The organism is Streptomyces sp. SD15 (assembly GCF_054462255.1).
This window is the reverse complement of record NZ_JBTLMO010000022.1, coordinates 53,909-73,738: the sequence shown is the minus strand read 5'-3', so window position 1 is coordinate 73,738 and position 19,830 is coordinate 53,909. Positions and strand designations below refer to the sequence as shown.

At 70.8% G+C, this 19,830-nt stretch carries 16 protein-coding genes; 3 read left to right on the top strand and 13 right to left on the bottom strand.

The window, feature by feature from the left end; all coding sequences use genetic code 11:
• Window positions 1-19 precede the first annotated feature (19 nt).
• From ACX28W_RS22560 to ACX28W_RS22535, 6 genes are all read right to left on the bottom strand, one after another.
• Window positions 20-931, bottom strand: coding sequence for a GNAT family N-acetyltransferase (locus ACX28W_RS22560; RefSeq protein ID WP_459000903.1), 912 nt, complete (start codon window positions 929-931; stop codon window positions 20-22).
• Window positions 932-970: 39 nt separating this feature from the next.
• Window positions 971-3,121, bottom strand: coding sequence for an IucA/IucC family protein (locus ACX28W_RS22555; protein ID WP_459000901.1), 2,151 nt, complete (start codon window positions 3,119-3,121; stop codon window positions 971-973).
• 274 nt (window positions 3,122-3,395) lie between these two features.
• Window positions 3,396-4,925 (bottom strand): diaminobutyrate--2-oxoglutarate transaminase family protein, encoded by a 1,530-nt coding sequence (locus tag ACX28W_RS22550; protein WP_459000899.1) that lies wholly within the window; start codon window positions 4,923-4,925, stop codon window positions 3,396-3,398.
• Between the two features lie 165 nt (window positions 4,926-5,090).
• Window positions 5,091-6,395 carry a respiratory nitrate reductase subunit gamma gene (locus tag ACX28W_RS22545; protein WP_459001006.1) on the bottom strand — a complete coding sequence of 435 codons (1,305 nt, stop codon included), beginning with the start codon at window positions 6,393-6,395 and terminating at the stop codon, window positions 5,091-5,093.
• Between the two features lie 278 nt (window positions 6,396-6,673).
• Window positions 6,674-7,885 carry an MFS transporter gene (locus ACX28W_RS22540; RefSeq protein WP_459001004.1) on the bottom strand — a complete coding sequence of 404 codons (1,212 nt, stop codon included), beginning with the start codon at window positions 7,883-7,885 and terminating at the stop codon, window positions 6,674-6,676.
• A 154-nt stretch (window positions 7,886-8,039) separates the two neighbouring features.
• A complete protein-coding gene (locus ACX28W_RS22535; RefSeq protein WP_459000898.1) occupies window positions 8,040-8,240 on the bottom strand; it encodes a hypothetical protein in 201 nt (66 codons plus the stop codon).
• Between the two features lie 354 nt (window positions 8,241-8,594).
• Here ACX28W_RS22535 and ACX28W_RS22530 point away from each other — a divergent pair, with 354 nt between their 5' ends.
• Window positions 8,595-9,824, top strand: coding sequence for a trypsin-like serine peptidase (locus ACX28W_RS22530; protein WP_459000896.1), 1,230 nt, complete (start codon window positions 8,595-8,597; stop codon window positions 9,822-9,824).
• Window positions 9,825-9,931: 107 nt separating this feature from the next.
• Here the strand turns inward: ACX28W_RS22530 and hflX are convergent, their stop codons facing one another.
• From hflX to miaA, 6 genes are all read right to left on the bottom strand, one after another.
• Window positions 9,932-11,425 carry a GTPase HflX gene (gene hflX / locus ACX28W_RS22525; RefSeq protein WP_459000894.1) on the bottom strand — a complete coding sequence of 498 codons (1,494 nt, stop codon included), beginning with the start codon at window positions 11,423-11,425 and terminating at the stop codon, window positions 9,932-9,934.
• 170 nt (window positions 11,426-11,595) lie between these two features.
• Window positions 11,596-13,095 carry a M1 family metallopeptidase gene (locus ACX28W_RS22520; RefSeq protein WP_459000893.1) on the bottom strand — a complete coding sequence of 500 codons (1,500 nt, stop codon included), beginning with the start codon at window positions 13,093-13,095 and terminating at the stop codon, window positions 11,596-11,598.
• Between the two features lie 79 nt (window positions 13,096-13,174).
• Complete coding sequence (locus ACX28W_RS22515; protein ID WP_459000891.1) at window positions 13,175-15,328, bottom strand: RelA/SpoT family protein; 2,154 nt, start codon at window positions 15,326-15,328, stop codon at window positions 13,175-13,177.
• Between the two features lie 302 nt (window positions 15,329-15,630).
• Complete coding sequence (gene dapF, locus ACX28W_RS22510) at window positions 15,631-16,500, bottom strand: diaminopimelate epimerase (protein WP_459000889.1); 870 nt, start codon at window positions 16,498-16,500, stop codon at window positions 15,631-15,633.
• A 48-nt stretch (window positions 16,501-16,548) separates the two neighbouring features.
• A complete protein-coding gene (locus ACX28W_RS22505; protein ID WP_459001002.1) occupies window positions 16,549-17,148 on the bottom strand; it encodes a hypothetical protein in 600 nt (199 codons plus the stop codon).
• A gap of 108 nt (window positions 17,149-17,256) precedes the next feature.
• Window positions 17,257-18,195 (bottom strand): tRNA (adenosine(37)-N6)-dimethylallyltransferase MiaA, encoded by a 939-nt coding sequence (miaA, locus tag ACX28W_RS22500; protein WP_459000888.1) that lies wholly within the window; start codon window positions 18,193-18,195, stop codon window positions 17,257-17,259.
• Between the two features lie 183 nt (window positions 18,196-18,378).
• Between miaA and ACX28W_RS22495 the strand changes: the two genes are divergently transcribed.
• Both ACX28W_RS22495 and ACX28W_RS22490 read left to right on the top strand, forming a co-directional pair.
• Window positions 18,379-18,639: a hypothetical protein gene (locus tag ACX28W_RS22495; RefSeq protein ID WP_459000886.1), complete on the top strand. Its 261-nt coding sequence runs from the start codon at window positions 18,379-18,381 to the stop codon at window positions 18,637-18,639.
• Window positions 18,640-18,663: 24 nt separating this feature from the next.
• Window positions 18,664-18,927 (top strand): antitoxin, encoded by a 264-nt coding sequence (locus ACX28W_RS22490; RefSeq protein ID WP_459000885.1) that lies wholly within the window; start codon window positions 18,664-18,666, stop codon window positions 18,925-18,927.
• 113 nt (window positions 18,928-19,040) lie between these two features.
• On the opposite strand, the gene ACX28W_RS22485 is transcribed toward ACX28W_RS22490, so the two are convergent.
• Complete coding sequence (locus ACX28W_RS22485; RefSeq protein WP_459000883.1) at window positions 19,041-19,760, bottom strand: class III extradiol dioxygenase subunit B-like domain-containing protein; 720 nt, start codon at window positions 19,758-19,760, stop codon at window positions 19,041-19,043.
• Window positions 19,761-19,830 lie beyond the last annotated feature (70 nt).

Genomic DNA, 19,830 nt, shown 5'->3' with positions numbered 1-19,830 from the left:
TGTACTAAAAGTGATGGCGCTACAACAGATCGCGCAGGGCCCGGTCTCGGACCATGAGGGCTGCCCGCTTGTCGGGCAGATCGACCTCGGCGGAGAACCGGAAACCGGCGCTCAGGAAGGCGGAGACGGAGGGGGTGTTGCGCAGATCGGGTTCAGCGACGACACGTGCACATGAAGGGCGCTTGTCCAGTACGAGGTCGGCGACGGCTCGGAGCAAGGCGGACCCGAGGCCTCGTCCGCGGTTGGCGACACTACCGATGAGGAGGTGGAGTCCGGTGTCGTGCGGACGAGAGGGATAGTGGCGAGCCAGGAGATCAAGGTCCGCGCGGTAGATCTCCCAATAGCTCATGGGGGTGCCCTCCAGCACGCCGAGGCAGGGCACGCTGCGTCCGTCGCCGTCGAGCTGAAGGCGTAGATGTGCTTCGGCGGCCGACTCAGGTCCTGCCAGCTCCCAGAATTCCGCGACGGCCGGGTCGTTCATCCAGCGGGTGATGAGCGGGAGATCACGCTCGACACGCACCGGAACCAGGTGGAAGGTGCCCATAGGAGTGAGGGTCGGGCCCCAGCCACCGACGTGGTCGAGCAGGTCGTCACCGGCCGGACTGACGGGAGCGGTCTCCCCGGCGTCTGCGCAGCCCTGCCAGTCCTGCCAGTCCTGCCAGCCCTGTCTGCCCTGCTGGTCCTGGCTGCGCTCGTCGCCCCGGCCGCGGCCGTCATCGGCCTTCGCGTCGGCCGCGGCCGCGCTGTGTCCCCCGGCTTCCCCGGTACCCCCGGCTGATGCGACCTCATCGGCGAAGAGCGCGATGAGCTCGTCGGGCAGACGCAGGTCGAGGGTGTCCTCGCTGTCCGTGCCCGAGCCGGGGCCCGGGTCGGCGCCAAGATCGGTGACGGGGGCGGTACCGGCGTCGGTGCTCGCGTCAGTGGGGGGCACGGCGACGCTCCTCTCAGGAGACGGGGTGGGTCATGGTCCTCAGGAATGAAGGGGGTTGGTGATAGTGACGTAGACGGACTGGGTGTCGACCGGGCCGACGAGTTCGTCGAGGCCGTGCAGCCGGGTCAGCAGGTTGGCCTTGCAACGCAGGACGGGTGAGTCGAGCAGGTGGGCGGGCAAGGACGTACGCAGTCGCGCCGGGCCGGAGGCCGCGTCGGCGAGGAAGCGGCGGAAAGCGGCGAGCAACAGCTGTTCATCGGCAAGGCATTGGGAGCCGAAGGCGCCGATGAGACCGAGCACGTTGTTGATGGCGAGGTAGTAGGCGAAGCGTTCGTCGGTGACCTCGTCGGAGACGAAAGTGTCGCTGTGCTCGCCGATGCCGGGCAGCCGGGCGTCGAGTTCCTCGCGTCGTGAGGCGCGGAAGTAGTAGCCCTGGTTGTCGCGGTAGCGGCCGCCCGCGGGCCAGCCCTCGGGGTCCAACAGGAGGAGGGTGTTCTGCTGGTGCGCTTCCAGCGCGATCCCCGCTTCGCTGTCCAGCCAGAGCACGGGGCGTACGACCTGCTCCAGGTAGCGCAGGAACCACTCGGTGGCGACGGCACCGCGAGGTCGACTGGTGCGCCCGGCGAGGCGGGTGACGATCTCGGTGAGCCGGGATCGCATAGGGGGCCTGTCGTGTGCCTGACTCCGTGCGCCGGGTTGGGCGTGGGGCCGGGGTGAGACGAGCCCCGCGATGCAGCCCGCGTCGTCCGTCGGGCTGAACGGGTTGTGGCGGATCATCACGTCGAGCCCGACCAGAGGGGTGCCGTCGGGGGCGTTGACGGCGAGCCAGGCCGGGTCGCGGACAATGTCGAAGCCCGGGTGGGCAGCCTGCCATTGCTTGGCCAGGCCGCTGCGCAGCAGACGGTGGACCTCCACTCCACGGTGGAGTTCCTTGCGGAGGTTCTCTCGACGGGAGTTGGTGATGCGCAGGCCCAGCGACAGCTTCAGCATCGCGGGAGCACCGGAGCGGTAGAGGGTGCGGACGGAGGAGGTGGGGTGCCAGGCGGGGCCGTGCGGGCCGAGGTCCCGGAGCAGCCCCGCGTCGAGCAGGGCCGCGGTCTCGGGACGGTGCCGGACCTCGCCCATCTGCCAGGGGTGCAGCGGCAGGGCGGCATACCCGTCGGGCAGCGACAGCTCGGCTCCGGCCAGCCGCGTGGTGAGCTGCTCGGCGGAGACGGGTCGACCGCGCTCCGTCCACGCCGAGTCGGCCGCCAGCACCGACGGGGCGACCGCCATCCAGTGCAGCGGAAAGGAGCCGCGCAGCTCGGGTGAGTACCGCCGTGCTTCGGCCTCGGAGAGTCCCTCCCGGCTCTTCGGGGTGGGGTGCCACGGGTGTCCCAGCAGGAGTGCCTGCTCGGCAGCGAGAAAGAAGTCGGGGGTGTCGGCGGGGCGTTCCCTGCGGTCGCTGAGAAATACGACAGTGCGCCGCACGGAGTCCGCGACGCGGCCGACAAGGTCGAAACCGTCACCGGTGGGGATGTGCGGGTCCTGCGCGGACGCGTCGGGCACGGGGTCGGCAGCGGGCGCCGATCCGGTCGTGGCTGTCGCACCGGTGGGGGGCACGGGATCGTCGGCGCGCGCCGCAGTGCGCGCAGGCGCCGCAGTGTCCGCAGGCGCCGCAGTGCGCGCAGGCGCCGCAGTGCCCGCGGTTGTCGTCCCGACGCCCGCCACCGTCTCCGCGCCCAGCGCGGTCTCGGCGGCCACCTCCGTCTCGGCGCCCGTCGCCGTTTGGCGCGCGAGCAGTACTGCCAGCGTGACCGCGTCGGCGGGCGGTGCCTCGTCGGGGGCGTCGGCGAGGTACGGGAGGCCGAAGCGGTGCCAGCCGGTCGGGGACCAGTAGCGGACCGGGGCCAGGAGGGACGTGCCGCTGGCAGGGAGGGGGATGATGAGGGTGCCGTCGGTGGGGGCGGACAGGTTGTTCTCCCGCACCCAGCAGCGCAGCAGGTTCTCGACCGCAGCCGACTGGGCCGCGGTGTGAGCAGCGGGGTGCTCCAACAGGTCGGCGGTGGCGCCGCGCAGCCGCTCGACCTCCCCGGCCCCTCCCTTCTGCCGGGGGACCTGTTCGGCCCCCGGCGCGAGCGGGGTCTGCGTGCCACGGGCGGCTCGCTCGTGGGTGTCGGGACGGCCGTCGGATGCGGGGGTGGCGTTCAAGAGAGTTCCTCGTGGGGTCGTTCGGGCTCGTGCGGCGACGAACCGAGGCGGTACTGGCGTACGTGGTGCGTGGGGCCTTTGGCGTTCCTGGTTGATTCGGGTGGGGTCGGTGGATCTGGTCGAGGGGGTGGTGGTCTGGGTGAGGGACTGTTTCCTCCCTCAGCGAGGGGCGGCCCGGGTCGTGGACATTGGTTCGGGAGACGGACGCTGCTTGGGGTGGGGGGCCGGTCGGCTGCGGGGGCACAGTGGGATTTGGCCGGGCAGCACCCAGGTCCTATCCGGCGAGCTCACCGAACTCGTGGCTCCGGCCCTGCTCTGCTGGTTCACCCGGCTCACCACGGCCCCCGCCGCTCCGCAGAAGCGGACCACCACGGCCCGAACCCCCGCCCACCGCCGCCCCCACCGCGTCCGCCAGTCGGTCGAGCACTGCGGTCGCCTGTTCGTCGCTGATGGTCAGGGGTGGGAGGAGCCGCACCACGCTGGAGTGCCGGCCGCCCAGTTCCACGATCAGGCCTCGGTGCAGGCACTCGCGTTGCACAGCGGCGGCCAGCTCGGGGGCGGCGGGTCGGGGACCGTCGGCGGCGGGATTCGGGCAGGCCTCGGGGTTCACCAGCTCGACACCGATCATCAGCCCACGGCCTCGTACGTCGCCGATGCAGGGGAACTCCCCTGCGAGTTGGCGGAGTTGAGTGAGCATGCGGTCGCCCAAGGTTGCGGCGCGCTCGGCGAGACCGTTCTCGCGAACGTACGCGAGGGTCGCCGCGCCCGCGGCCATGGCGAGTTGGTTGCCGCGGAACGTGCCGGCGTGGGCGCCCGGCTGCCAGACGTCGAGGTCGTCGCGGTAGACGACGACGGCCAGGGGCAGACTGCCGCCGATGGCCTTGGACAGGACCATCACGTCCGGGGTGATCCCGCTGTGCTCCACGGCCCAGAAGGCGCCGGTCCGGCCGACCCCGGTCTGGACCTCGTCCGCGATCAGGGGAATGGAGCGCGCCGCGGTGATCTCGCGCATCCGGCGCATCCAGCCGTCGGGCGCGGGAATCACTCCGCCCTCGCCCTGGACGGGTTCGAGGATCATCCCGGCGGGGCGGGGCACGCCCGACTTGGTGTCGTCGAGCACGGACTCGGTCCAACGCGCGCCGAGTTCGGCTCCGCGCTCGCCGCCGATGCCGAACGGACAGCGGTAGTCCTGCGGGTAGGGCAGCCGCGCGACCCGCACCTCGGTCGCTCCCCCGGACGCTTCGAGCGCCCCCGCGGTCATCCCGTGATACGCGCCGGTGAACGCGAGCATCCCGGAGCGCCCGGTCGCCGCGCGCACCAGCTTGAACGCGGCCTCGACGGCGTCCGTCCCGGCCGGTCCACAGAACTGCACCCGGGCGCGGCCGGCGAACTCCGGCGGCAGCGTGCGGAACAGCTCGGTCGTGAAGGCGTCCTTGACGGGCGTGGCGAGGTCGAGGACGTGCAACGGCGCCCCGGAGTCGAGGACCTTTCTGATCGCCTCCAGGACCACTGGGTGGTTGTGCCCCAGGGCCAGGGTCCCCGCGCCGGAGAGGCAGTCGAGATACCGGCGCCCGTCCGCGCCCTCGATCGTCAGCCCGCGCGCCCGCACGGGGACGATCGGCAGGGCGCGCGCATAGGTACGCGCCGCCGACTCGCGCGCCGACTGGCGCCGCAGAATCCCCTCATGCGCCGTGCGCGCCCGCTCGGACGCGCCGACACCCTCTCGCGCCGTCTCGGGCACACCTTCCCGCGGCTCCTCGGGCTCGCGCCCCACCGGCACCACCGCAGACTCGGTCACGGCCACGACTTCGGGTCCTCCGGCTGTCCAAAGGCGAGTTGGCAGGGGCTCTGAACGCAGGCGGCAGACCCCCGTACGTACCAACGACGCGACCCTCGGCGGGAAGCGGGTGAGTCCAAGATCCTTGTCGTGACGGAACCGCTGCGGTGACGGCCCGTCCCCGGATGCCCCTCACGACCCGGAGCGCTCCCAGCCCCGGCGCGGGGCGCAGGCACCGAGGCCGGTGTCGCGGCTGCGGTAGACGATGTAGGGACGGGTCAGGTAGCCCAGCGGTGCGGTGAGCATGTGGACGAGCCGGGTGAAGGACCAGGCCGCGAAGAGCAGCAGGGCACTGAGGGCGTGGAGTTGGAACAGCACCGGGGCGCCGGTCATCAGGTCCGGATCGGGCTGGAGGTAGAAGATGGAGCGGAACCAGGGGGAGATGGTTTCGCGGTAGTCGTAGCCGCCGCCGACGACGTTCGCGGCCACGGTGGCGGACAGACCCAGCGCGATGGTCACGGTGAGGGAGACGTACATGGCCTTGTCGTTGCGGGTGGTGGCGGAGAAGACCGGGCCGACGGTGCGCCGCCGGTGGATCAGGATGGCCAGCCCGCCGACAGTGGCGACGCCGGCGACGATACCGAGGGCGACCGCGACGATGTGGTAGGCGCTGCCGACCGGAGCGTCGAAGCGCGGCAGGTCGACCGTGACCGGTGCCTCGCCTCCGCCGTCGGCGGACAGCAGGGGCTCGGTGTCGCCGAGGTCGAGGTTCCATTTTCCGGCCCCGGACTCGCCGTAGCGGTCGCCGAGCGTGCCGTTCGGCACCACCGGCTCTCCGGTGGCCGCGTCCAGCAGCACGGTACGGAACTCCGCGTTCTCGGCCTCGGCGGCCCCGGCACCGAGGTCGGCGGCGGTCAGGAATTTCCCCGGCACGTAGGTGCCCGGTTCGGCCTCGGCCTCGGCCTCGTCGAGAGTGACCAGGAACGGCAGGTCGGTGTACCGCTTCACGTACGACGTGAAGTACTCCGTCTCCCGGTCGACGAAGAACTCCTTGAGGACCACATGCCCCATGGCCATCGCCAGGGCGCCGTCGGTGCCGGGCTGGGCGGGCAGCCACTCGTCGGCGAACTTCACGTTGTCCGCGTAGTCCGGGGAGACCGCGACGACCTTCTGGCCGCGGTAGCGGGCCTCGGCCGCGCCGCGCGGACAACCGCGCGGCTCGTACTCGGGGCGGTCCGGGCCGACCGAGGGGTAGTCGGTCTGCTGGGCCTCCCAGGTGATGATGCCGTCCTTGACGTACACCTTCCACGAACACGAGCCGGTGCAGTTCACCCCGTGGGTGGAGCGCACCACCTTGTCGTGCGACCAGCGGTCACGGTAGAACTCGTCCGCCTGCCGGCCGCCCGTTCTGTGCAGTGAGCGGAGGTCCTTGGAGACCTCGGCCCGGGTGAAGAACCGGCGGCTGCGTACCAGCGCCTCCGCCAGATCGCCGTCCAGGCCCGTCCGCGCCTGTTTCCGGCTGGTCTCCGTGCTCACCGCGCCACTCCGCCCCGGGCGTGCGGGCCCGTTCGAATCATGTCGGTTTCGGCCGAAAACGACTCTACGGGCGCTGTCCCCCCGGGCGAGGGGCATCAGCCACACCACAGGAGCAACACGTGGCTCGTTCGAAGAGCACCTGCGTGCAAGCGGCAGCTACCCGGGCTCCGAGCCGCCATGCCTACGGCCGAGTGCCCCAGGAGGGGTCAGGGACGCGGCCCGGTCAGGCGGCCGGCCCGTTACGCGTAGCGGCCGGCGGTGTGGTGCTCGCCCCGAATTCCGGTGCGCTGCTTCCGCTGGGCGGTTTCCACAGCGGCACGGATACCGGTGAGGGTGTAGACCAGTGCCGCGGCGGCCACGATCGCGAGCAGCACGAGGCCGACTGCGTAGGAACCGTACGCGCCGTACAGCGAGCCCATCACCAGCGGCGGCAGGAAGCCGCCCAGGCCGCCCGCGGCGCCGACCACTCCGGTGACCGAGCCGACCTGGCCGGCCGGGGTCAGCAGCGCCACCAGGGCGAAGGTCGCCCCGCTGCCCGCCCCGAGCGCGGCCGCCATGGCCAGGAAGGCGATGGTCCCCACCGGCGCCAGCGCCGGGGTGAACGACTGCACGACCGCCCCTGCCACGACCACGGCCAGCGAGCCGGCCAGCACCCGGATCGGGCCCAGCCGGTCGGACAGCCAGCCACCCATCGGGCGCATCGCCACCGCCAGCAGCACGAACCCCGCCATGCGGTTCGCGGCGTCCGCCTGGGTCAGGCCGTAGCCGGTCTTGAGGTAGGTGGGCAAGTAGACGGAGAAGGCGACGTAGCCGCCGAAGGCCACCGCGTACAGCGCGGACGCCTGCCAGGTGACGCCCAGCCGGGCGGTGGCGGCCAGCCTGCGGGCCAGGGGTTCGGTCGGTACGGTGCGGCCGGGTGCGTCGCGCAGCAGCAGCGCGGCGACGACGGCGTACAGGGCCAGGACCACGGCGGTGATCAGGAACGGTGTCGCCATGCCGTGTGCGTCGGCCAGCTTCACGGTGGTCAGGGCGCTGATGGCGGTGCCGCCCATACCGGCGCCGAAGATGCCGATGGCCAGGCCGCGCCGTTCGGGCGGGAACCAGGCGTTGACGAGGGGCACGCCGGCGGCGAAGGTGGTGCCGCCGATGCCGAGGAAGAATCCGCCGATCAGCAGCGCGGCGAGGGAGGAATGCCCGGCCAGGCCGAGATAGAGCACCGGCACGATGGTGACCGCGGACACGATCGGGAACATGACGCGACCGCCGTACCGGTCGGTCAGCGCGCCGACGGGGATACGGCCCAGGGAGCCGACCACGACCGGCACCGCCACCAGCAGCGACTGCTCGAACGACGACAGGTCGAGGCTGTCCTTGAGCCGGGGGCCGAGCGGGCTGAGCAGCGCCCACGCCCAGAAGTTCACGGCAAAACCGACGGTGGCCAGGGCCAGCATCAGCCACGCCTGACCGGACACTGGAGCACCCGACGGCGAACTGCCTCTCTTTGACTTCAACAGCTCCATCTGTCCGTCCTTTCCCTTTTACGGTAGTGCCGCGGCACTAGGACCGCTGGCACCGCAGGCCCCTTGGATGCGGTGCCAGAACCCCTCAACGACCGTCCGCGTTGGGCGGGGGCGCCGGTGTCCGCATCAGGGCCGGAGCGTGGGTGTCCACGAGGCGGTGGGTGTCCGGCAGCGGCAGGACGTGCAGGCTGACCAGGTCGGCCTCGGCGAACGGCTGCTCGCGATCGATGCCTTGGTTCTTGCGCCGGGCGAGTTCGTCAACCGGGCACTCAAGGGCTGACGTCAACACAGGTGGCTGACATGGGCAGTTGACGTCAAGGGGGGACGACAGCCAACGACAGGATCAGACGCGAGAGAACGTCAAACCGGCGATCGCTGTGAAGATTGCCAGATCAGACAGCCCGTAGCGGAACCGTTGCCGTTCCGTCAGGTGTCCCCCACAGCGACCGCATAGTCTTTGGTGCCGTTCGGCGATACCGAGTGATCACCGGCCGATCGGCACCCGCGGTCCCGTACCAAGGGGGTCCGGTTCGGCACATCCGTACGAGCTGCGGGTACGAACACGTACAAGCACGCAGCAGCTCGTACGCAACCGCTCGAGCAGCGCAGAGTTCTCTTAATACCAGGGGGAGTTCACACCATGCGATCCATACGCCCGCCCTTCGCCGCTCGTCGAGGGAGGAGCGCGCGCCGCGGAACCTCCCCCGTGCTGGCCGCCGTCGGCCTCACCGTGGTGCTGGCGCTGACCGCCACCGCCTGCGACTCGGGCGACACCACGGCGAGCGACGGGTCCAGTGCGTCGGCGTCCCAGAACGGCGACGACAAGATCAAGATCCCCGACGACATCAAGGACAAGCTCAAAGAGCACGGCATCGACATCGACAACTGGAAGAACGGCGCCTGGAAGGACTGGAGCAAGGACGACTGGCTGCGCGAGGCCAACGACTTCATCAACCCCATCATCAAGGGGCTGTGGGACCCGGACCGGATGCGCGACGCCGACGACCCGGACAAGAACAAGGGCGTCGACGAGAACGACCTCTCCGGTGACCAGGGCGTCACCGACCCGACCCCGGCCCCCGTGACGGCGAAGGCCGTGAACGCCACGTACCACGACAACGCGCCCGAGGCGGGCAAGGTGCTCTTCGACTCCCCGGAGGGCACGATGGTCTGCTCGGCGACCGTGGTCGAGGACCCGGCACACCCGGGCAAGTCGAACCTCGTGTGGACCGCGGGGCACTGCGTGCACGCGGGCAAGAAGGGCGGCTGGTATCGCAACATCGCCTTCGTGCCTTCGTACAACAACGACGCCAGGACGGCCGCCCAACTGACGAACGCCACCAGGGAGGAGGTCGCTCCGTACGGCGTCTGGTGGAGCGACTGGGCGCAGACCTCGGACCAGTGGATCGAGCAGGGTGGTTCCACGGGCGGCGAGGGCGCGTCGTACGACTTCGCGGTCCTGCATGTGACGCCGGAGAAGGGCAGCAACGGCAAGTCCCTGGAGGAGACGGTCGGTTCGGCGCTCCCGGTGGACTTCAACGCTCCGGCGGTGCAGGAAGTGGCGAGCATCACGGCGACCGGCTATCCGGCGGCGGCGCCGTTCGACGGTGAGACTCTGTACCAGTGCACGGACGCGCCGGGCCGGCTCTCGATCGCCGAGGCGGATCCGACGATGTACCGCATCGGGTGCACCATGACGGGTGGTTCGTCCGGCGGCGGCTGGGTGGCGACCGGGTCGGACGGCCGGCCCGCACTGGTGTCCAACACCTCCATCGGACCGGTCAGTGCGGGCTGGCTGGCGGGTCCGCACCTCGGCGATGTGGCTGAGGGCGTGTACGACTCGGTGAGCGAGAAGTTCGCGGGCCGGTGACGCGACGGGCGTGACCGGGGCCGCACAACGGCGGCGGTAGGCACCGCGCTCACCCATGACGAAGGCCCGCCACCCTGTGAGAGGGGGGCGGGCCTTCGTACGTCGGACTAGAGCGCCGGTGCAGGAACGTACGGCGCGAGATCCGCCGCCAGCTCCTCGTGCACCCGCACCTTGAGCAGCGTGCCCTCCGGGGTGTGCTCCTCGGAGATCACCTCGCCCTCGGAGTGGGCGCGCGCCACCAGCCTGCCGTGTGTGTACGGCACGAGTGCCTCGACCTCGACCGAGGGGCGCGGCAGCTCGTTGTCGATGAGCGCGAGCAGCTCGTCGATGTTCAGGCCCGTGCGGGCCGAGACCGCGATGGAGCGCTTCTCGATCCGCATCAGCCGCTGGAGTACCAGCGGGTCGGCCGCGTCCGCCTTGTTGATCACCACGATCTCGGGCACCTTGGTCGCGCCCACGTCGCGGATGACCTCGCGCACGGCGGCCAGCTGCTCCTCCGGCGCCGGGTGCGAGCCGTCCACCACGTGCAGGATCAGGTCGGAGTCGCCGACCTCCTCCATGGTGGAGCGGAACGCCTCGACGAGGTGGTGCGGCAGGTGGCGTACGAACCCGACCGTGTCGACCAGTGTGTACAGCCGACCGCTCGGGGTCTCGGCCCGGCGCACGGTCGGGTCGAGGGTCGCGAACAGCGAGTTCTCGACCAGCACGCCCGCGCCCGTGAGGCGGTTGAGCAGGGACGACTTACCGGCGTTGGTGTAGCCGGCGATGGCGACCGAGGGCACCTTGTTGCGGCGGCGCTCCTGGCGCTTGATCTCGCGGCCGGTCTTCATGTCCACGATCTCGCGGCGCATCTTCGCCATCTTCTCGCGGATACGACGCCGGTCCGTCTCGATCTTGGTCTCACCGGGACCACGGGTGGCGAGGCCGCCGCCCTTGCCGCCGCCCATCTGACGGGACAGCGACTGGCCCCAGCCGCGCAGCCTCGGCAGCATGTACTGCATCTGCGCGAGCGCGACCTGCGCCTTGCCCTCTCGGGACTTGGCGTGCTGGGCGAAGATGTCCAGGATCAGGGCCGTACGGTCGATGACCTTGACCTTGACGACGTCTTCGAGGTGGATCAGCTGGCCAGGGCTCAGCTCACCGTCGCAGATCACGGTGTCGGCGCCGGTCTCCAGGACGATGTCCCGCAGCTCATTGGCCTTGCCGGAGCCGATGTAGGTGGCCGCGTCGGGCTTGTCACGGCGCTGGACGACGCCGTCGAGCACGAGCGCGCCCGCGGTCTCCGCGAGGGCCGCCAGCTCGGCGAGCGAGTTGTCCGCGTCCTGAATGGTCCCCGTGGTCCACACACCGACGAGCACCACGCGCTCCAGACGGAGCTGTCGGTACTCGACCTCGGTGACGTCCTCGAGCTCGGTGGAGAGGCCGGCGACACGGCGCAGGGCCGCACGCTCGGAGCGGTCGAACTGGTCGCCGTCCCGCTCTTCGTCGATCTCGTGGCTCCAGGCGACGTCCTCTTCCATCAGGGCATCGGCCCGAAGACCTTCGGGGTAGTTCTGCGCGAGGCTCTGCGCGTCCTGGGAAGGGGAAGAAGAGGAGGTCATTGGATCCTTACGTCGATGGGGATAGCGGTGCGGCGACGGACACCGCCCGCCACAGTGAACAACGTCCGAGGCCACCGGGAGATTCCCGGTTTCCGCGGGGCCAACCCTCGGTGGGGCCGCGCCGCCGACTGGAAGATGGTCGCACGGCACGGCCCGTCTCGTCACGCGAGTTATCGGGCGCCCTTGCGCGCCTGCGGGGCGTCGCTCTTCCAGTCCGGGTGACCGGGCATCGGCGGCGTCTTCTCGTCGTACAGCCAGGCCTGGAAGAACCCGTCCAGGTCGCGGTTCGCGACGCTGGAAGCGAGGTTCATGAAGTCCTCCGTCGACGCGACGCCGTCGTGGTGGAGGCTCACCCAGATCCGCTCCAGGCGCTCGAAGGCGGAGTGTCCGATCTCCTGGCGCAGCGCGTACAGGGCCAGCGCGGCCCCGTCATAGACGTTCGGCCGGAAGATGCTGATCTTCTGGCCGGGCTTGGGCCCCTTCGGCGCCGCTGGCGGCCCCCCTGCGGCCCGCCAGCTGTCGGACGCGCGGTAGGCCGCCTTCATACGGGTCGCCATGGGCTTGTCCGCCTTCTCCTCGGCGTACAGCGCCTCGTACCAGGTGGCGTGCCCCTCGTTGAGCCACAGGTCGGACCAGGTGCGCGGGCTGACGCTGTCGCCGAACCACTGGTGCGACAGCTCATGCACCATGATCGACTCGACGTACGACTTCGGGTACGCGGACTCCTTGAAGAGCTCTCTCTCGAAGAGAGAGAGCGTCTGTGTCTCCAGTTCGAAGCCGGTCCGTGCCTCGGCGATCAGCAGCCCGTACGTCTCGAAGGGGTACCGGCCGACCTTGCTCTCCATCCAGGCGATCTGGTCGGGCGTCTTCTTGAGCCACGGTTCGAGCCGTTCGCGGTCCTTGGTGGGCACGACATCGCGTACCGGCAGGCCGTGCGGCCCGGAGCGGTGCAGCACGGTGGAACGGCCGATCGACACCTGGGCCAGTTCGGTTGCCATGGGGTGCGCGGTGCGGTACGTCCAGGTCGTGGACCGACGGGCACGGTCCACGCCGCTCGACAGGCCGTTGGCCACGGCCGTGTAGCCGTCGGGCGTGGTGACACGGATGGTGAACATCGCCTTGTCGGACGGGTGGTCGTTGCACGGGAAGACCAGGTGCCCGGCGTCGGCCTGGTTGGCCATGGCCAGCCCGTCCTTGGTCTGCACCCAGCCGCCGTCCTGGTTCTCGGCGGCGACCGGATTGCTCGTGTGCCGCACGGTGATCCGCATCGAGCTGCCGGCGGGCACCGGCTCCGCGGGCGTCACCACGAGATCTTCTTCGGCACTCGCGAACGACGCCGACGCCCCGTTGACCTCGACCGATTCCACGGTTCCGTGCGCGTAGTCGAGATTGATGCGCTTGAGCCGCTCGGACGTCACGGCGTCGATCGTGGTGACGGCCGCGAGCGGCTTGTTGTTGGCGCCGGCGTAGGTGAAGGACAGGTCGTACGACGCGACGTCGTACCCGGGATTGCCCAGGTACGGGAAGAGGCGGTCGCCGACGCCGAGTGGCGTGGCCGGGGACGGGGCACTCGCGGCGACGAGACAGACGGACACGGCCGAGGCGAGCAGCGCGGACTTGATGCGGCGGGACGGGAGACGGGGGATCCTGGGGCGGGGCGTGAGCGGCATGGACCATCGCTACCAGCGCGCACCCGCGATCCGCCGACGACTCGCGCCGAGCCCACTCGAACGGGTCGTGCCCTGAGCCCTACTGCGCGGCTGCCGCCGAATGCTGCGCCCGGCTCACGTCGTACACGCCCGGCACGTTCCGCATCGCCCGCATCAGCCCGGGAAGGTGGGCCGCGTCCGGGAGTTGGAGCGTGTACGTGTGGCGTACGCGCTGCTGAGTGGGGGGTTCGACGGTCGCCGAGACGATCGCGACGCCCTCCATGGCGATGGCTTCGGTGAGGTCGGCGAGCAGATGCGGGCGCCCGAAGGACTCGGCGACCAGCGTGACCCGGCACTCGGTGGTGTCGCCCCAGCGCACGCCGACCTCCGCGCGCCCCGCGCTCTTCATGCGCGCCACTCCGGCGCACTCGACGCGGTGGACGGTCACCACTCCCCCGCGCACGGCGAAGCCCGTCACCTCGTCGGGCGGTACGGGCGTACAGCAGCCGGCGAGGCGTACGGAGGCGCCGGGCTGCTCGACGACGGCGTTCGCGGCGGCTGGGCGGGCGGCGGGCGCGTCGGCGGACGGCCTGGGGGCCGCAGCGGGGGTCTCGGGGGGCTTCACGTCGCCGGGCGAGGGATGCGCGGCCAGCCAGCGCTGGATGGCGATCCTGGCGGCGGGCGTGTGCGCGTGCTCCAGCCACTCCCTGGAGGGCTCCGCGGCCGGGTCCTGCCCCATCAGGAGCTGCACGGTGTCGCCGTCCTTCAGGACCGTACTCAGCGTCGCCAGGCGGCCGTTGACGCGGGCGCCCATGCAGGCGTGCGCATCCTCGCCGTACTGCGCGTACGCGGCGTCCACACAGCTGGCGCCCTCGGGAAGGCCCAACGGGCCGCCGTCGGCGCGAAAGACGGTGATCTCGCGGTCCTGGGCGAGGTCTTCGCGCAACGTGGACCAGAACGTGTCCGGATCCGAGGCGCCCTGCTGCCAGTCGAGGAGCCGGGAGAGCCAGCCGGGGCGGGTGGGGTCCACCCGCTCACCGTCGGCCGGGCGCTCGTCGCCGTCCGTCTGCTCCTCCGAAGGAGGAGCGTAGGGATTGCCGAGCGCGATGACCCCGGCCTCGGCGACCTTGTGCATCTGGTGGGTGCGGATGAGGACTTCGGCGACCTCGCCGTCACCGCCGGCGACGGCCGTGTGCAGCGACTGGTAGAGGTTGAACTTGGGGACCGCGATGAAGTCCTTGAACTCCGAGACGACCGGCGTGAGACAGGTGTGCAGTTCGCCGAGGACTCCGTAGCAGTCCGCGTCCTCGTTCACGAGTACCAGAAGCCGTCCGAAGTCGCAGCCGCGCATGGGGCCGCGTTTGCGCGACACGCGGTGTACGGAGACGAAGTGCCGTGGCCGGATGAGGACTTCGGCCTGCAGTCCCGCCTCGCGCAGGACCGTACGGACCTCTTCGGCGATCTCCGCGAGCGGGTCGCTGTCGCGCGACGCGTTGTCGACGATCAGCTCCCTGGTGTGCTCGTACTCCTCGGGGTGCAGGATGGCGAAGACGAGGTCCTCGAGCTCGGTCTTGAGCGCCTGGACACCGAGCCGTTCGGCGAGCGGAATCAGAACGTCCCTGGTCACCTTGGCGATGCGCGCCTGCTTCTCGGGACGCATGACGCCGAGGGTCCGCATATTGTGCAGCCGGTCGGCGAGTTTGATCGACATCACGCGGACGTCGTTGCCGGTGGCGACGAGCATCTTGCGGAACGTCTCGGGCTCGGCCGCGGCGCCGTAGTCGACCTTTTCCAGCTTGGTGACGCCGTCGACCAGGTAACAGACCTCGTCACCGAACTGCTCGCGCACCTGATCGAGGGTCACTTCCGTGTCCTCGACGGTGTCGTGAAGCAGGGAAGCGGTCAACGTCGTGGTCTCCGCGCCGAGTTCGGCGAGGATCAGGGTCACGGCGAGAGGGTGTGTGATGTACGGCTCGCCGCTCTTGCGCATCTGGCCGCGGTGCGAGGACTCCGCCAGTACATAGGCCCGGCGCAGCGGCTCCAGGTCCGCTTCGGGATGGTGGGCGCGGTGCGCCTCGGCCACATGACCGATCGCGTCGGGCAACCGGTCACGGGCCGCCGGACCGAGCAGCGCGGCCCGTCCGAGGCGACGCAGGTCGATCCGGGGACGGCCCTTCCTGCGGTGCGCTCCGGGCGCTGCAGAGCCTGGCGTTGCAGGGCCTGGCGTCGCGGGGTTCGTCGCCTCCGCACTCATGGGCACCTCCGGCTGCCTAGACCGGCGGACGGGGTGCCCCATGGCGTACACGGCTCAGGGGTTGGTGTCGATCCCCCGTCCGGGCCGGTGCTTGATGCTACCGAGCCGAACACGCGCGACTGACCGCCTCTCGCCGAGCGTGAAACGGATCACCCATTCGAGCGAAGGATCAGAGGTTTACGGTCTTGGGCCAGGCGGATGGTCGCGGGTGACCGAACCGAGCCACCGGGGGCCCGAGCGGGCATCGCGTCGAGCCATGTGCTCAGTCTCGGCCCCGGTCTCGCCCGCGCCGAGACCTCCGCTCACCGTCGCGCGGCGTCGAGCCACTCCGCGTCGATCTCGCCCTCGGCGACGATCACCGCGGGGCCGGTCATCTCGATCTCGCCGTCCGGGCGCTCGGTGATCACCAGACGTCCACCGGGCACATCCACGGTGTACGTCGCCGGAGCTCCGGTCAGGGCCGGGTCGGCGCCGTCACGGCGGGCCGCGGCGACGGCCACGGCACACGCGCCCGTGCCGCACGAGCGGGTCTCCCCGACGCCGCGTTCGTGAACGCGCAGGGCGACGTGGTGCGGGCCTCGGTCGACCACGAATTCGACGTTCACCCCGTCCGGGTACGCCGATGCCGGAGTGAACGGCGGCGGCGCGAACAGATCGCCGGCGTGCGCGAGGTCGTCCACGAAGGCGACGGCGTGCGGGTTGCCCATGTTGACGTTGCGCGCGGGCCAGCTGCGCTCGGCGACGCTCACGGTGACGTCCCCTTCGGGGAGGAGCGCCTTGCCCATGCCGACGGTGATGTCCCCGTCCTTGGCGAGGTGCACGCTCTTCACGCCTCCGCGTGTGGCGACCGCGATGTCCCCTTCGGCCACATGCCCGGCACGCTGGAGGTAGCGCGCGAACACACGCACTCCGTTGCCGCACATCTCCACGACCGAGCCGTCGCCATTGCGGTAGTCCATGAACCACTCCGCCTCGGCCGCCATCTGCTTGGCCTCGGGGTGCGCGGCGGACCGCACGACGTGCAGCAGTCCGTCCCCGCCGATGCCCGCGCGCCGGTCGCACAGGGCGGCCACGGCGGCCGGGGGCAGGTCGATGGCGTTCTCCGGGTCGGGGACGATCACGAAGTCGTTCTCGGTCCCGTGCCCCTTGAGGAAGGCGATTCGCGTGCTCATTCCTCGATCGTACGGTGCCGGTCCGACACTCCGGCCCTGGCGGGGGCCTCAGCGCAGGCGGGCGACGCGCCACACGGCGAGCACCGCCACCACCGCGACCACCACGACGTACGCGAGCACCACACGCCAGTCCAGACGGCGGCCGGAGCCGCGCGGTGGAAGGCCCGGCCAGGTGTAGCCGACCCGGCGGGCGGCCATCATGCCCCAGCCCGCGGCGCACGAGCAGATCAGCAGGCCGAGCATGGCGACCACAGCGCCGCCGTCACCGAACTCGAAGGCCAGCGGGAACGCGAACATCAGCGAGCCGATCGCGGCCAGGCCCACGATGGGCGCGAGTTGCCAGATGCGCAGCCGGCGCTGCGGGCGCAGCTCGACCTCGACCTCGGGCTCCGGGGACATCTCGTCGAGGCCCGGCCCGTCGGCGGTCACGCCGCCAGGGGACTCGTCGGGACCGTCGGAACTCAGACTGTCCCCGTCGGAACTCAACCCGTCCACGTCAGGACTGAGCCTGTCCCCGTCAGGACTCGGCCGATACCCGTCCGGGCCGAGCCGATCCTCTTCGTGATCCGGTGTCTCCAGCGGTTCCTGCTGCTCCTGCGCGGACTCGTGCTCCGCGTCCTGTGCGGTGTTGCGAGGGCCGGCCTCCATCGCCACGCGCCCTCCCAACTAGGACTCCACTTGGTCGATCGAAGCTCGATGATGGCACGGCACCGGAGGCCTGGTTGACGGCCGGGGCGTCCCGATGCCATGACGTGATCAGGCTGTAACCGGTCGTTCGACCAACGCCATTGCGAGCTCCGGCAGTTCCGTGAGATCCGTCGCGGCGCCGCTCAGCCAGTGCACCCGGGGATCCCGCCGGAACCAGGAGTCCTGGCGGCGCGCGAAGCGTTTGGTGGCGCGCACCGTCTCGGCGCGCGCTTCGCCGTCGGTGCACTCCCCGGCGAGCGCCGCCAGCACCTGCTGGTACCCGAGCGCGCGCGACGCCGTGCGCCCCTCCCGCAAGCCCTGCGCCTCCAGCGCGCGCACCTCGTCCACGAGCCCTCCCTCCCACATCCGGTCGACCCGGCGCGCGATGCGCTCGTCGAGCTCGGGGCGCGTCACATCGACGCCGATCTGGAGGGTGTCGTACACCGAGTCATGACCGGGGAGATTGGCGGTGAAGGGCTTGCCGGTGATCTCGATGACCTCGAGGGCGCGGACGATGCGGCGGCCGTTGCTGGGCAGGATCGCGTGGGCGGCCTCGGGGTCGGCCATGGCCAGCCGTGCGTGCAGCGCGCCGGAGCCGCGCAGCGTGAGCTCCTCCTCCAGGCGGGCGCGCACCTCGGGGTCGGTGCCGGGGAATTCCAGATGGTCGACGGCCCCACGGACGTACAGCCCGGAGCCGCCCACCAGGATGGGCCAGCGGCCCTCGGCGAGCAGCGCGTCGATGCGGGCGCGGGCGAGCCGCTGGTACTCGGCGACGCTGGCCGTCACGGTCACGTCCCAGATGTCCAGGAGGTGGTGCGGAATTCCGCCGCGTTCCCCGGGCGTCAGCTTGGCGGTGCCGATGTCCATCCCTCGGTACAACTGCATGGAGTCGGCGTTGACGACCTCTCCTCCGAGACGTTGGGCAAGGAAAACGCCCAGATCGGACTTTCCTGCCGCGGTAGGACCGACGACGGCGATGACCCGGGGGACGGGGGGTGTGCTACTCACCGTCCCAGTCTCGCAAACCTCACACCCCTTCCTCGAACGAGTTACGTGACACCACGGGTCCGGGGTCGTTCCCTGTTGCGAGGTTCCAGCCGCCGGTTTTCGAGGACCGGTGACCCGGGCGACGCAATGGGACGCACCGGGCGACGCGGGATTTCGCCCTCACGAGTAACGTATGGAGTGGATATGGGCGTTTTTGCACGGCTTCTCCGGAGGTCGAAGGCTACGGAGGAGGCGTCAACCGCCGAGGTGCAGGCCGACACGCAGACGGCCGATGCCGGGGCGGAGGCTGAGGTGGCGGAAGAGGCGAAGGGATCGTCCGAGAGCGGGGGCGAGGCCGAGGCGGCACGGACCGCGGAGACCACCACGGAAGACGTCGAGATCCCCCAGCAGCAGACCGCAGAAAAGGCTGCCGACAACGAGGCCGGCGAGGGCGCCCGCAAGTAACTGTCCCGCGAGGGAAGGTGGACCATGAGCCTCCTGGACAATTTGAAAGCCAAACTGGCACCCGCCAAGGACAAGGTCTCGGACCTCGCGCAACAGCACGGAGACAAGGTCAGTCACGGTCTCGACAAGGCCGCGAAGGTGGTCGACGAGAAGACCAAGCACAAGTACAGCGACAAGATCCAGACGGGCACGGGCAAGGCGAAGGGCGCCATGGAGCGACTCGCGCACAAGGACAGCGGCGGCGCCACGCCTCCGCCGGACGCGCCTCCACCCCCTCCGGCTTCCTGAACCAGCGCGCAGCGCAACACATCGGCGGACGGCTACGGAGCAGCCAAGGGCTCGCGGCCGTCCGCCGCGTTCGCGCGCTGCCCCGTCTTGTTGCCCCTGCGTGGTGCGCGCCCCTACGACCAGGCCGCCACCACGTACCCCACCCCGTAGGGCGCGTCCTCGTAGAGCAGGGCGCCGCCCAGGTCGGCGCCGTCGGCCGCACCAGCGAGGATCTGCCAGGGAGCGCGGCCGGAGGCCTTCAGCTCGTACGCCAGCTCGGCGTCCAGTGCCTTCAGGGCGGCCACGTCCGCCGTGCCCAGCGCACGCGCGACCTCCGCGTCGAAGTCTGCCGCGCGCTCGTCGAGATAGCCGGGCGCCTTGAGCGTCCGGCACGCGCTGGCGTCGCCCATCACCAGCAGGGCCACCCGCTCGGCCTGCGCGACAATCTCCCCTCCGACTTGGATACACCGCTCGGCCGCGAGAGGTTCCCCCACGCCGAGACCTTCGACCGGGGCGTCGGACCAGTCCGTGCGCCCCAGCAGCCAGGCGGCAACGGCGAGCGAGGGCGGAAGCTCACGCTCCGCCGCCCCCGCACGTGCCTTGCCTCCCCCGAGGCGCACATCGAGATCGACGCCGAACCCTCGGAACGAGCCCCGCGTGCCCTCCGGGTGCGGCCCGCGCCCACTCTGTTCGGCGGGTCCCACCACGACCAGCAGGTCGGGCCGCGAGGCGGCGAGCACGCCCAGCGCGTCCGTGCACGCGGCACGCGCGGCGGCCATTTCGGGCGCCGCACCGGCGGCGACCTCAGGGACGAGCAGCGGCGGACAGGGGCAGACTGCGGCAGCGACAAGCATGATCGGCAGCGTAACCCCGCGCGGCGGTCGAGCGTCACTCCTCGATCCGCACATCCCGCGAGAGCATCAC